The sequence below is a fragment of the Kitasatospora sp. NPDC001175 genome, assembly GCF_053598215.1.
This window is the reverse complement of the sequence record NZ_JBSFJU010000059.1, coordinates 34,846-48,060: the sequence shown is the minus strand read 5'-3', so window position 1 is coordinate 48,060 and position 13,215 is coordinate 34,846. Positions and strand designations below refer to the sequence as shown.

Below are 13,215 nucleotides of genomic sequence, written 5' to 3'. Positions count from 1 at the left end.
GCCGCGTCCTCGCTCACGCACTCCTGCCCCATCGCGGACAGCACCCCGTCCGGGCCCAACTCCAGATACGTACGGACGCCTTCGCCCTCCAGCGTCCGCACCGCGTCACAGAACCGCACCGCCTCACGGACGTGGCGCACCCAGTACTCGGGCGAGCACAGCTCCTCCGCCGAAGCCACCCCACCCGTCAGCGTCGACACGATCGGAATCCGCGGCTCGGCGAAGCTCAAGCCCTCGGCGACCTTGCGGAACTCCGCCAGCATCGGCTCCATCAACGGCGAGTGGAACGCGTGACTCACCGTCAGCCGCTTGGTCTTCCGACCCTGCGCCGCCAACTGCTCCGCCACCGCCAGCACAGCCGCCTCGACGCCCGAAATCACCACCGAGGAAGGCCCGTTGACCGCCGCGATACCCACCTCGCCGGCCAGCAGCGGCAGCACCTCGGCCTCCGAGGCCTGCACCGCCACCATCGCACCGCCAGAGGGCAGCGCCTGCATCAACCGCCCACGGGCGGCCACCAGCTTGGCGGCGTCCGCCAACGACAGCACACCCGCCACATGCGCCGCGGCCAGCTCACCGATCGAATGACCAGCCAGCACATCCGGCCGAACACCCCACGACTCCACCAACCGGAACAGCGCCACCTCGACCGCGAACAGCGCCGGCTGCGTGTAACCGGTCTCATCCAGCCCCTCGCCGCCGAAGACCACCTCACGCAGCGGACGCTCCAGGTACCCGTCCAGCTCCGCGCAGACGGTGTCCAGGACGGAGGCGAACGCCGGGAACGCCTCGTACAACTCGCGGCCCATCCCGGCCCGCTGACTCCCCTGCCCCGTGAACAGGAACGCCAGCCGTCCCTCGACCACCGAGCCCTGCACCATGTTCGCCGCGGCCTCACCGGCAGCCAGCGCGCCCAGCGCGCGCAGGAACTCGGCACGGTCCTCGGCGACCACGACGGCACGGCGCTCCAGCGCCGCACGGCCCACCGCCAGCGAGTAGCCGACATCGCCCGTCGCGAGCTCGGGTGCGGTCTCCAGCCAGGACAGCAGCCGCGCCGCCTGCCCGCGCAGGGCCGCCTCGCCCTTTCCGGACAGCGCCCACGGCAGCACGGCATCGGCGGGGCCCTGCTCGCCCTCCGCTGCGGCGTCGGCCTCCTCCGGCGCCTGCTCGATGATGGTGTGCGCATTGGTGCCGCTCATACCGAACGACGAGATGCCGACCCGGCGCGGACGGCCGGTCTCCGGCCACGGCCGGGACTCGGTCAGCAGCTCGACCGCGCCCGCCGACCATTCCACGTTCCGCGTCGGACGGTCCACGTGCAGGGTCTTCGGCAGTACGCCGTGCCGGATCGCCATGACCGTCTTGATGACGCCGGCGACACCGGCGGCGGCCTGGGCGTGGCCGAGGTTGGACTTCAGCGAGCCCAGCCAGAGCGGCCGGCCCTCGGGCCGGTCCTGGCCGTAGGTGGCCAGCAGCGCCTGCGCCTCGATCGGGTCGCCCAGCCGGGTGCCCGTACCGTGCGCCTCGACCGCGTCGACCTGGTCGGGGGTGAGCCGGGCACTGGCCAGCGCCTGGAGGATGACCCGCTGCTGCGAGGGCCCGTTGGGCGCGGTCAGACCGTTCGAGGCACCGTCCTGGTTGACGGCACTTCCACGCACGATCGCCAACACCGGGTGCCCGTTGCGCCGGGCGTCCGACAGCCGCTCGACCAGCAGCATGCCGACGCCCTCGCTCCAGCCGGTGCCGTCGGCGGCGTCGGCGAAGGACTTGCAGCGGCCGTTCGCCGCGAGTCCGCGCTGCCGGCTGAAGTCGACGAAGGTGCCGGGAGTGTTCATGACGGTCACACCGCCGGCCAGGGCCAGCGTGCAGTCGCCGTTCCGCAGCGCCTGCACCGCCAGGTGCAGCGCGACCAGCGACGAGGAGCAGGCGGTGTCCACCGTGACCGCCGGGCCTTCCAGGCCCAGGCTGTAGGCCACTCGGCCGGAGGCGACACTGGCCGCGTTGCCGGTGCCCAGGTAGCCCTCGACGTCGTCCGTGGAGCTCAGCAGGACGGGCAGGTAGTCCTGGTTGCTGGTGCCGGCGAAGACGCCGGTACGGCTGCCGTGCAGCGAGAGCGGATCGATGCCCGCCCGCTCGAACGCCTCCCAGGAGGCCTCCAGCAGCAGGCGCTGCTGCGGGTCCATCGCCAGGGCCTCGCGCGGGCTGATGCCGAACACGGCCGGGTCGAAGTGCGCGAGGTCGTGGACGAAGCCGCCCTCTCGGGTGTACGAGGTGCCCGGGTGGTCCGGGTCCGGGTGGTACAGCGCCTCGACGTCCCAGCCGCGGTCGGCCGGGAACTCGGACATCGCATCCCCGCCGGAGACGACCAGCTGCCACAGTTCCTCGGGCGAGCCGACGCCTCCCGGGAGGCGGCAGCTCATTCCGACAATGGCGATCGGTTCCTGGTCCTTGGCCTCCACCTCGCGCAGCCTCAGCCGGGTCTGGTGCAGATCGGCCGTCACCCGCTTGAGGTAGCCGCGGAGTGTCTCTTCATTCGCCATTTGATGTGCCCTCTTTACGGCTTTGCAGCTGCGAGCGGAGTATCGCCCGCGCAGAAGGTTTTCCGACCGGGCGGCGGTATGCCATGGGCGACGTCCCACCGGTGACCGCCGTTATGACAGCCGTAAAAACGCCGGCAGACGCTGCTCTCCCCGCGTCACGCTAAGAGCGGCTCCAACAGCCCCACAACCCCTATTCGCCCCCTAGGGCCCTGCCGTCCGGCCCCTTTGATTTCGGCTCGGAAATCAGCCGGCGAACGACGCGGATTCCACCGTACCGGAATTCCATCAGGGTATTCCTTACTGGTTCCGGCGAGGGTTTCCCGGGAGCTTCTCGGATGAACCCGCGACCGCGCAGCCTGCCCTCGCGCGGTTTCCCCGCCACTGCGGCGACACGGCCGGTCGGTCTAAACTCCGCGCATGAACGACACGCCCCAGGAGCGGCTCGAACGACTGGTCCGCCTCGCCGCCGGAAGCTATCTGCTGGTCACCACCTTCCGGAAGGACGGCACGGGCGTGCCCACCCCGGTCTGGGTGCTCCGGGACGGCGACGCGCTCGGCATCTGGACGGTGGCCGACTCCTGGAAGGTGCGCCGCATCCGCAACCGCGCCGCCGTCCTGGTCGGCCCGTGCGACGTCCGCGGCAATCCGACCGGCGAGCAGGTCCCGGCCACGGCCGAGATCTGCACCCCCGAGCGCACCGCGGCCTACCGCACGCTGCTCCGCCAGAAGTACGGCCTGCTCGGCGTACTGACCCTGTTGGGGAGCCGGCTGCGCCGCGGCAACGACGGCACCGTCGGCATCCGCATCACTCTGGCATAGCGAGCGCGTCCGCGCGTGGAAACCTCGTCAAGGAAGCCCCTGGGCACGTGATCGGGCCGGACCGGCTCGCGAAGCCCGCTAGGGTTGAGCAGTTCTTGTCCGGCCCGATCCGCGAGGAGCCCAACCGCAGTGTCTGACACGTTCGCCCACCTGCACGTCCACACCGAGTACTCGATGCTGGACGGGGCGGCGAAGAACGGCAAGCTCTTCGCGGAGGCGGAGCGGCAGGGCATGCCGGCCATCGCGATGAGCGACCACGGCAACATGTTCGGCGCCTACGAGTTCTTCAACGCCGCCGCCAAGACCGGCGTGAAGCCGATCATCGGGATCGAGGCGTACGTCGCGCCGGGATCGCGCTTCGAGAAGAAGCAGACCTTCTGGTCCCCGGGCGGCCAACGCCCGGCCAGCTCGGACGGCGAGGGTGGCAAGGACGTCTCCGGCGGTGGCCGGTACACCCACATGACCATGTGGGCCGAGAACTCGACCGGCCTGCAGAACCTGTTCAAGCTCTCCTCGCTCGCGTCGATGGAGGGCTACTACATGAAGCCCCGGATGGACCGCGAGCTGATCGCCGCGAACTCAACCGGGATCATCGCCACCACCGGCTGCCCCTCGGGCGAGGTGCAGACCCGGCTGCGGCTCGGCCAGTACGACGAGGCGGTCAAGGCCGCCGCCGCCTACCAGGACATCTTCGGCAAGGAGAACTACTTCCTGGAGCTGATGGACCACGACCTGTCCATCGAGCGCGATGTCCGCGAGGATCTGCTGCGGCTGGCCAAGCACCTGAACATCCCGCTGCTGGCCACCAACGACTCCCACTACGTGACCGCCGACCAGGCGGACGCGCACGACAGCCTGCTCTGCGTCGGTGTGGGCAAGAACAAGGACGACCCGAACCGGTTCAAGTTCCAGGGCACCGGCTACTACGTCAAGACCGCCGCGGAGATGCGCGAGCTGTTCCGTGACCTGCCCGAGGCGTGCGACAACACCCTGGTGATCGCCGAGCGGGTCCAGTCGTACAAGGAGGTCTTCGACTACGTCGACCGGATGCCGCAGTTCGACGTCCCCGAGGGCGAGACCCAGGCCTCGTACCTGCGCAAGAAGATCGAGGCCGGCCTCGAGCACCGCTACGGCGACAGCCCGAGCCAGGAGGTGCTGGACCGGGTCGAGCTGGAGATGGGCGTCATCACCCCGATGGGGTTCGACGCCTACTTCCTCGTGGTCGCCGACATCTGCGAGTACGGCCGGAAGAACGGCATCCCGGTCGGCCCCGGCCGTGGTTCGGCGGCCGGCTCGATGGTCGCCTACCTGACCGGCATCACCCAGCTGGACCCGCTGGAGCACGACCTCCTCTTCGAGCGCTTCCTCAACCCCGAGCGCATCAACCCCCCGGACGTCGACATCGACTTCGACGACCGCCAGCGCGACCAGATGGTGCGCTACGTCACCGAGAAGTACGGCGCCGCCTACACCGCCCAGGTGAACACCTTCGGCACCATCAAGGCCAAGGCCGCCGTGAAGGACGCCAACCGCATCCTCGGCTACCCCTTCTCGATGGGCGACCGGATCACCAAGGCGATGCCGCCGGACGTGATGGGCAAGGGCGTCCCGCTCGCCGACCTCTTCAACGAGTCGCACCCGCGGTACAACGAGGGCACCGAGATCCGGGCCATGTACCAGAACGAGCCGGACGTCAAGAAGATCATCGACACCGGCATGGGCATCGAGGGCCTGATCCGCGGCACGGGTGTGCACGCGGCCGCGGTCATCCTCTCCTCGACCCCGCTGCTCGACCTGATCCCGCTGCACATGCGGGACAAGGACGGCGTGATCATCACCGGCTTCGACTACCCGTCGTGCGAAGCCATGGGCCTGATCAAGATGGACTTCCTGGGTCTGCGGAACCTGGGCATCATCGATCACTGCCTGCAGATCATCAAGGCCAACCGCGGCGTCGAGGTCGACATCGAGAAGATCCCGATCGACGACCCGACCACCTACCAGATGCTGGCCCGCGGCGACACCCTCGGCGTCTTCCAGCTCGACGGCGGTCCGATGCGCGCCCTGCTGCGGCTGATGAAGCCCACCGAGTTCGCCGACATCTCCGCCGTCTCGGCGCTGTACCGGCCCGGCCCGATGGGCATGAACTCGCACACCAACTACGCGCTGCGCAAGAACGGCCAGCAGGAGATCCTGCCCATCCACCCGGAGCTGGAGGAGCCGCTCAAGGAAGTCCTCGGCCCCACCTACGGCCTGATCGTCTATCAGGAGCAGGTGCAGCGAGCCGCCCAGGTACTGGCCGGCTACAGCCTCGGCCAGGCAGACCTGCTCCGCCGCGCGATGGGCAAGAAGAAGAAGGAGGTCCTGGAGAAGGAGTTCGTACCGTTCCACGCGGGCTGCAAGGAGCGCGGCTACTCGGACGAGGCGATCCAGGCGGTCTGGGACGTGCTGGTCCCGTTCGCCGGCTACGCGTTCAACAAATCGCACTCCGCCGCGTACGGCCTGGTCTCCTACCAGACCGCCTATCTCAAGGCCAACTACCCGGCCGAGTACATGGCCGCACTGCTCACCTCGGTCGCCGACGACAAGGACAAGATGGCCGTCTACCTGGCCGAGTGCCGGTCGATGGGCATCAAGATCCTCTCCCCGGACGTGAACGAGTCCGTGGTCGACTTCACCGCAGTCGGCAGCGACGTCCGCTTCGGCCTGAAGGCCGTCCGGAACGTCGGTGTGCCGGTGATCGAGTCGATGATCAAGACCCGCAAGGAGAAGGGCAAGTACACCTCCTTCCCCGACTTCCTGGACAAGGTCGAGCTGGTCGCCTGCAACAAGCGCACCGTGGACTCGCTGATCAAGGCCGGAGCGTTCGACTCGCTCAGCCACACCCGGCTGTCGCTGAGCACCGTGCACGAGAGCGCGATCGACGCCGTCACCGGAGTGAAGAAGCAGCAGGCGATCGGCCAGGACGACCTGTTCGGCGCGCTCGGCGGCGACGACACCCCGACCATCGGACTGGACTTCGAACTCACCGACCGGGAGTGGCCGCGAAAGCAACTGCTCAGCCTGGAACGGGAGATGCTCGGCCTCTACGTCTCCGGCCACCCGCTGGACGGGGCCGAGCACCTGCTCTCCCGCAACCGCGACGTCTCGATCGTCGAACTGCTCGGCTCGGGCCGAACCGAGGGTGAGGTCAAACTCTCCGGCCTGATCACCGCCGTGGACCGCCGGATCAACAAGGCGGGCAACGCCTGGGCCATCATCACGCTGGCCGACCGCGACGGCTCGGTCGAGGTGCTGTTCTTCCCGGCCACCTACAACCTGATGGCCGACCAGATGGTCGAGGACAACGTGGTCTCGGTCAAGGGCCGGCTCAACGAGCGCGACGGCGCGCTCAGCATCTTCGGCGCGGAGATGACCACCGTGGACGTCTCCTCCGCCGAACTCGGCCGCAAGCCACCGGTGCAGATCACCCTGCCGGCGGGGAAGATCAACCCGGAACTGGTGGCCGAACTCAAGCGCTCGCTGCAGGCCCACCCGGGCGACACCCCGGTCCGCCTGCTGACCACGAACTGGGACAAGAACACCCTGTACGAGCTCGGCTTCCAGGTGAACCCGGACAACGGCCTCGCCTCGGACATCAAGACCCTGCTCGGCACCCACTCCTGGGTCGGACTGGTGTGACGGGAAGGCCGTCGCGACCGAAGATTACTCGCCAGTAAGTTTGGCTGATCATCATCTCGTCAGGGCCGGTGATCAGCCCATACGCTCCGGATCAGCTGACCGACGGATGCCGCCGAGGCACCGTCAGATCCTGATGGAGCACCCATGACGCGATCCCACCACTCCGGCGGACACCGAGCGGCAAGTGCCGTGCTGGTCACGGCACTTGCCCTCGGCGGCGCGCTCAGCGCCGCTCCCGCATCGGCGGCCCCGCTCGCCGAACCGGTGGCCGCCGCCGACGGCGCCAAGCCGTTCCGGCTGGTGGACATCCCGATGAAGGACGGTGTGGTCCTCAAGGCCGACGTCTTCACTCCCGCCCCCGGCACGCCCGGCGCCGACCCGCAGGGCCGCTATCCGGTGGTCGTACAGCCGGCCAGCTGGGGACAGAACGACCTGGAGTACGTCGCCCAGGGCAAGCAGCTCGCCGCCGCGGGGTACGTCGCCGTCACCTACACCGTCCGCGGCTTCTGGCTCTCCGGCGGCAAGATCGACGTCGCGGGCCCGACCGACGTGGCCGACATCTCCTCGGTGATCGACTGGGCCCTCGCCCACACCCCGGCCGACCCGCAGCGCATCGGCATGGTGGGGCTCTCACTGGGCGGCGGCCTGACTCTGATGGGCGCCGCCTTCGATCCCAGGATCAAGGCCGTGGCCTCACTGAGCGGCTGGGGTGACCTGGCCGACTCGCTCTACAGCGGACAGACCCGGCACCTCGGCGCCGCCCACAAGCTCGCCGCGCTCCAGGCACTGACCGGCCGCAAGAGCCCGGAGTTCGCCCGGGCCATGGACGACCTGTTCGCCGACCGCGACATACCCGAGGTCGTGCAGTGGGCGAAGACCAGGTCCCCCGCCACCTACCTGGACCGGATCAACGCCAACGGCACGGCGGTCTTCCTGGCCAACGCCTGGAGCGACAGCTTCTTCAACCCCAGCCAGATCACCTCCTTCTACCAGCGGCTGACCGTGCCCAAGCGGCTCGAACTGCGCCCCGGCGACCACGCCACCCAGGAACTGAGCGGCCTGCTGGGGCTGTCCAACCCCACCTGGGCGAGCGCGCGCGGCTGGCTCGACCAGCACCTCAAGGGCGGCGGCGGCCAGGGACAGTCGGTGGAACTGGAGGTCCGGCCGACCGGCACCCACGAGAGCTACGAGAACTGGGAGGCGACCAGCACCCGGACCGACCGACTGCGGCTCGGCGCCCCGAACCGGCTCGGCACCGGAGAACTCGACGGACCGGTCGGCAGCGACTGGCACACGTCCGTCGTCGGCGGCACCGACTCGGGTGCCGACGGCGGCGTCCCCGGGCTGTCCGGCGGCCTCGACCAGGCCATCGGCCTGCCGCCGACCGTCGCCCTCCCCCTGCTGCCCCGCTCGGCCGGCGCCGTCTGGCAGTCCGAGCCCTACTCGGAGGTCCAGCGCATCCGGGGCGCCGCCCGGCTGCACACCACGGTCACCGCGTCCGCACCGGAGGGCACGGCGTTCGCCTACCTCTACGACGTGGACGCGCTCGGGATCGGGAAGCTGATCTCGCACGCCCCGCAGAGCTGGTCCGGCCAGCAACCCGGCCGGGCCTTCGCCCTCGACGTACAGCTCTTCGCCACCGCCTACGACCTGCCCGCCGGACACCGGCTGGCGCTGGTTCTTGACACCAAGGACCCGCTGTACGGCGGTCACACCCCGCTGGGGAGCAGCGTCTCCTTCGACTCCAGCGCCACCGATCCCACGGAGCTGGCGCTGCCGCTGCGCTGACCATCCCACCCCATTTGAGTGACCCAGGCCACATTTCGACTCGGAATGCGACCTGGGTCACCCGAGTTCCTGTGGCTTGAGTCACTTCACTGCCGTGACCCCGGCCACTCCAATGCCGCGGGCCACAGACCCTTTATCTGAAGTCATCAGCCCTTCGCAACGCCGCTAAACCTCCCAAATCGGGCAAATAGTTCAGATGACCCTGTGATGGTGCGCACATCGCCGAAAGGGTCCACTACCTCCGATAGTGGTTCGCGCCCGGGGGGCCGCCAGCCACCCGAACGGCATGCCCACCTCCCCCGACCACCCCCGACCACCCCCATGGAGCCCCCTCCCCTGCGGCTGGCATCCGTGCAGGTCAGAAGCATGTTTAAGGCATTCGAGAAAAGGTTCGTGCGCGAGGTTTCGGCCCGGAGCAAGGGGGAACGCGAGGGCGGGCCGAGGGCACCCTCGCGCCCCGTAACTACGATCGAGCCTCGTAGGTTTAGCGATTTTGACCCCTTGGAGCCCGCCTCGGGGCCCGCTAACAATGGCCTCAGTCGCAACGACACACCGGTGGTCCCCTCCACCCGTGTCAGACAAGTCGGCGCTTCTCCCGAATAGGGCGCGCACCGACATCACGCCTGACGCACGAGCCATTCATCCGGTCGCGCATCCTGCCTCGGCGTGAAGCCCTGCCCCCTACCTCAGGAGCCTTTCTTGTCTACTTTCACCACTCGTCTGCGCAAGTCCGCTGCTCTGTTCGCCGGTGCGGCCTGTGTCGCCACCGTCGGCGCCGTGGTCGCCCCCACAGCCGCCTCCGCCGCGACCCCGCAGCAGATCGCCGCCAGCATCGTCCCGGCCAACCAGCTGGCCTCCTTCAACAACATCATTTCGCACGAGAGCGGCTGGAGCGTCACCGCGACCAACCCCAGCAGCGGCTCGTACGGTCTGGGCCAGGCCCTGCCGGCCTCCAAGATGGCCTCCGAGGGCGCGGACTGGAAGACCAACCCGACCACCCAGATCAAGTGGGCCTACAAGTACATGTGCGAGCGCTACGGCAGCCCGAACGCCGCCTGGTCCTGGTGGGCCGCCCACCACTGGTACTAAGCCGACCCACAGGCTCCCAGCAGCTTCACCCGAAAGGGCCCGGCGCACCCGCGCCGGGCCCTTCGGGGTTTTCCGGGCGGTCGACGCACCCGCCACCCGCCACCCCCCGGCCACTCGGATCTTCACTGCGGCCACCCGCGTAGCGGTCACCGGGCGTAGCTGACCCGGCCCTCGTCCCAGACCGGTTCGTCGGCCTCCACCACCCGGCCGTCCGCCCGGAACACCAGGTAGCGACTGAACACCCTGGAGAACCACCGGTCATGGGTGACGGCCACCACTGTCCCGGTGAAGGTGCCCAGCGCCTGCTCCAGGGCCTCGGCCGAGATGAGGTCGAGGTTGTCGGTCGGCTCGTCCAGCAGCAGCAGGGTCGATCCGGCGAGCTCCAGCAGCAGGATCTGGAAGCGGGCCTGCTGACCGCCGGAGAGCGTCTCGAAGTTCTGCCGGCCGGCCCCGGCGAGTCCGTATCGGCTCAGGGCGGCCATCGCGTTCTCCAGGCCGAGCCCCTCCCGGTCGCCCTCGCCACGGCCGAGGATGTCGACCGGGGTACGGCTGTGCCACTCCGGGTGCCGATGGGTCTGGGCGAACAGGCCCGGCCGCACCCGCGCGCCGAGGCGGCACTCACCGGAGTGCTCCACGGTCGGCGCGGCCTCACCGCCGGACTCGTCCAGCAGGCGCAGGAAGTGGCTCTTGCCCGAGCCGTTGGAACCCAGCACGCACACCCGGTCGCCGAAGAAGACCTCGAGATCGAACGGGCGCATCAGACCGGTGAGTTCGAGGCTCCGGCAGGTGATCGCCCGCACACCGGTACGGCCGCCGCGCAGGGCGGGTGCGACTCGCTGCACCCGCGGGGGCGCGGCCGGCGGGCCGGCCTCCTCGAACTTCGCCAGCCGGGTCTGCGCGGCGTGGTAGCGGGAAGCCATCTCGTCGCTGATCGCGGACTGCTGGCGCAGCGTGCGCACGAGTTCCTTCAGCTGCTCGTGCTTCTCCGTCCAGCGCTGCCGCAGCTCCGCCGCCCGCTTCCACCGGGCCTCGCGCGCCTCGTGCCAGGTGCCGAACCCACCGCCGTGCGTCCAGGTCGTGCGGCCCTCCAGGGTGATCACCTGGGTCGCCGTCCGGCTCAGCACCTCGCGGTCGTGGGTGATCAGCAGCACCCCCTGCCTGGTGCGGGCCAGCCGCTCCTCCAGCCAGCGCTTCCCGGGGACGTCGAGGTAGTTGTCCGGCTCGTCCAGCAGCAGCAGCCCGGCCGGGCCGCGCAGCAGGGCCTCCAGGACCAGGCGCTTCTGCTCGCCCCCGGAGAGCGTGCCGACCTCGCGGTACTGCGCGAGCCGGAAGGGCAGGCCGAGCGCCGCGACCGTGACGGTGTCCCAGAGCACCTCCGCCGCGTAGCCGCCGGCCTCGGCCCAGTCGGACAGGGCCTGTGCGTAACGGAGTTGGACGGCCTCGTCGTCGGTCTCCATGAGTTCCAGCTCCAGCGCGTCCACGGCGGCCGCGGCCGCCTGCTGCGCCTGGGGTGCGACGGTGAGCAGCAGGTCCCGTACCGTGCGGTCGTCGCGGAGACTGCCGATGAACTGGGGCATCACCGCGACGGCCCCCTGTCTGCGCACCGCGCCCAGCTGGACGGGGAGTTCACCGGAGAGCATCCGCAGCAGCGTGGTCTTGCCCGCGCCGTTGTCGCCGATCAGGGCGACGATCTCCCCGGCCGGGACGCGGAACGACACGTCGCTGAACAACTCACGCCCGTCGGCGAGGGTGTGGCCGAGGCCGCTGGCTTCGAGGTAGCCCATGGCCCGGAAGCCTAGCGGCCGGGCCGCCCGCGCTCGACCCATTTTGACCACGTCCAAACTTTTCACACAAACCATCGATCAGATCGAATGTGGATATGTCAGTTCCGAATATTCACTCCCGGATCGGAAATCCGGATGAAACCCTTGCGCCGGTCGGCTTAATGCGCAAAGGTTGTGTCCGATCGAAGGCGGCCCGTCCAGGAAGCCGAGGTAGATCCGATGCACACTGATTCAGCTTCGCAAACCGTCGCCGTCGCCGGGGCGGAATTCGGCTGGGGAAGCTCGGGAAAACTCAGCGCGATCCTCTCCGCGCTGCACGGCCGCCCCGCACCACCGGGTCGTCCGGGGCCGCCGGATCACCCTGCACCGCCGTTGAGATTCATCGGCCTGGGCTCGGCCCTCGGCCGCCCGCTGCTCTCCGAGTACCCTGTCGACCGCTGGTACGACCTGTCGGCGGACGGCACTCCCGACACCCTCGCGGAGATCGTGCGCTCGGAGGGGGTGCGGGCCGCACTGGTGGTGCTGGACGGCTCCGCTGCGAAGGCGCTGCAGGCCGCCGGTGTGCCCACCGTGTTCGTGGACAGCCTGCCCTTCATGTGGTCGGCCGGCGACCGCTCCGCGCTGCCACTGGACGCCACCGTCTACTGCGCCCAGAAGTGCGCCGAGCTGCCACCCGAGTGCTTGGACGTGCTGGCCTCCGTCCGCGCGCTGCACTGGGTCGACGCGGTCATCGGCACGCCGCCGGCGGCCGTGCTCGACCGTCCGCCGAGCGCTCCCCGGCAGTACCGCAGCGCCCTGGTCAGCCTGGGCGGCCTGCGGGCGCCGCGGCTCGCCGACTGGACCAACTACCCCCGCCTGGTCGTCCCCGCCGTGCTCGAGGCACTCGCCGCCCACGGGGTCCATGAGGTCCACGTGGCGGGCAACCTCCCGGCCGAGTTCGCCGGGCGCCTGGTCGACGCCGCGGTCGCACCGCCGCGGACGACCACGGGTAGCCTCACCCACGGCGATTTCCTCGACCGGCTCGCCCACTGTGACGTCCTGCTCACTTCCCCGGGCCTGACCACACTGCTGGAGGCGGGCAGCCTGGGCGTACCCACCGTCTGCCTGCCGCCGCAGAACCTCAGCCAGATCTTCAACGGCCGCTTCCACAGCCAGGCGGTCGGCGCCGAGGTCCGGGTGGTCTGGCCCAAGGACGTCCTCGTCGAGGAGGAGGCGCTGTCGCTGCGGTCGCACGGCGAGGACCGCGCCCTGGAGCTGATCTACGGCGGAATCGGCGCGGCTGCGCAGGCGGCCGACGGCCGGGGCACCACCAGGGCGCTGAGGGACGCCGTGCTCGGCGCGCTGCGCCACTCCACCGCCGAGGGCGTCGACTGGGGCGCGCTCACCACCACGGTCGGTACGGGCGGCGCGGCCCAGGTCGCCGACGCCCTGCTCGCCACCCTGCGAGGCACCTCCCCACCTTCCTGACGCCCGGCTCGTCCCGCCCCTTCCCATGAACGGCCCGGATATGTCCT

At 69.8% G+C, this 13,215-nt stretch carries 6 protein-coding genes and 1 pseudogene; 5 read left to right on the top strand and 2 right to left on the bottom strand.

Translation table 11 applies throughout. The features are described 5' to 3' along the window. Positions 1-2,537: pseudogene (locus ACWDAK_RS31245) on the bottom strand (type I polyketide synthase); the annotation flags it as partial. 420 nt (positions 2,538-2,957) lie between these two features. On the opposite strand from ACWDAK_RS31245, the gene ACWDAK_RS31240 reads away from it, so the two are divergent. From ACWDAK_RS31240 to ACWDAK_RS31225, 4 genes are all read left to right on the top strand, one after another. After that, on the top strand, positions 2,958-3,359 hold the full coding sequence (locus ACWDAK_RS31240) for a PPOX class F420-dependent oxidoreductase (RefSeq protein ID WP_427394913.1): 402 nt from the start codon (positions 2,958-2,960) through the stop codon (positions 3,357-3,359). A 129-nt stretch (positions 3,360-3,488) separates the two neighbouring features. Next, complete coding sequence (gene dnaE / locus ACWDAK_RS31235; RefSeq protein ID WP_427394912.1) at positions 3,489-7,040, top strand: DNA polymerase III subunit alpha; 3,552 nt, start codon at positions 3,489-3,491, stop codon at positions 7,038-7,040. A 144-nt stretch (positions 7,041-7,184) separates the two neighbouring features. Beyond that, on the top strand, positions 7,185-8,828 hold the full coding sequence (locus ACWDAK_RS31230) for a CocE/NonD family hydrolase (protein ID WP_427394911.1): 1,644 nt from the start codon (positions 7,185-7,187) through the stop codon (positions 8,826-8,828). 699 nt (positions 8,829-9,527) lie between these two features. Further along, positions 9,528-9,917 (top strand): aggregation-promoting factor C-terminal-like domain-containing protein, encoded by a 390-nt coding sequence (locus ACWDAK_RS31225; RefSeq protein ID WP_344640321.1) that lies wholly within the window; start codon positions 9,528-9,530, stop codon positions 9,915-9,917. Positions 9,918-10,063: 146 nt separating this feature from the next. On the opposite strand, the gene ACWDAK_RS31220 is transcribed toward ACWDAK_RS31225, so the two are convergent. Beyond that, positions 10,064-11,701: an ABC-F family ATP-binding cassette domain-containing protein gene (locus ACWDAK_RS31220; protein WP_427394910.1), complete on the bottom strand. Its 1,638-nt coding sequence runs from the start codon at positions 11,699-11,701 to the stop codon at positions 10,064-10,066. Between the two features lie 219 nt (positions 11,702-11,920). On the opposite strand from ACWDAK_RS31220, the gene ACWDAK_RS31215 reads away from it, so the two are divergent. After that, positions 11,921-13,168 (top strand): hydroxymethylcytosylglucuronate/cytosylglucuronate synthase, encoded by a 1,248-nt coding sequence (locus ACWDAK_RS31215; protein WP_427394909.1) that lies wholly within the window; start codon positions 11,921-11,923, stop codon positions 13,166-13,168. Positions 13,169-13,215 lie beyond the last annotated feature (47 nt).

Excerpts from the sequence above, each read along its gene's own strand:
- ACWDAK_RS31240 (WP_427394913.1), top strand. The coding sequence starts at position 2,958 with ATGAACGACACGCCCCAGGAGCGGCTCGAACGACTGGTCCGCCTCGCC.
- ACWDAK_RS31230 (WP_427394911.1), top strand. The coding sequence starts at position 7,185 with ATGACGCGATCCCACCACTCCGGCGGACACCGAGCGGCAAGTGCCGTG.
- ACWDAK_RS31220 (WP_427394910.1), bottom strand. The coding sequence starts at position 11,701 with ATGGGCTACCTCGAAGCCAGCGGCCTCGGCCACACCCTCGCCGACGGG.
- ACWDAK_RS31215 (WP_427394909.1), top strand. The coding sequence starts at position 11,921 with ATGCACACTGATTCAGCTTCGCAAACCGTCGCCGTCGCCGGGGCGGAA.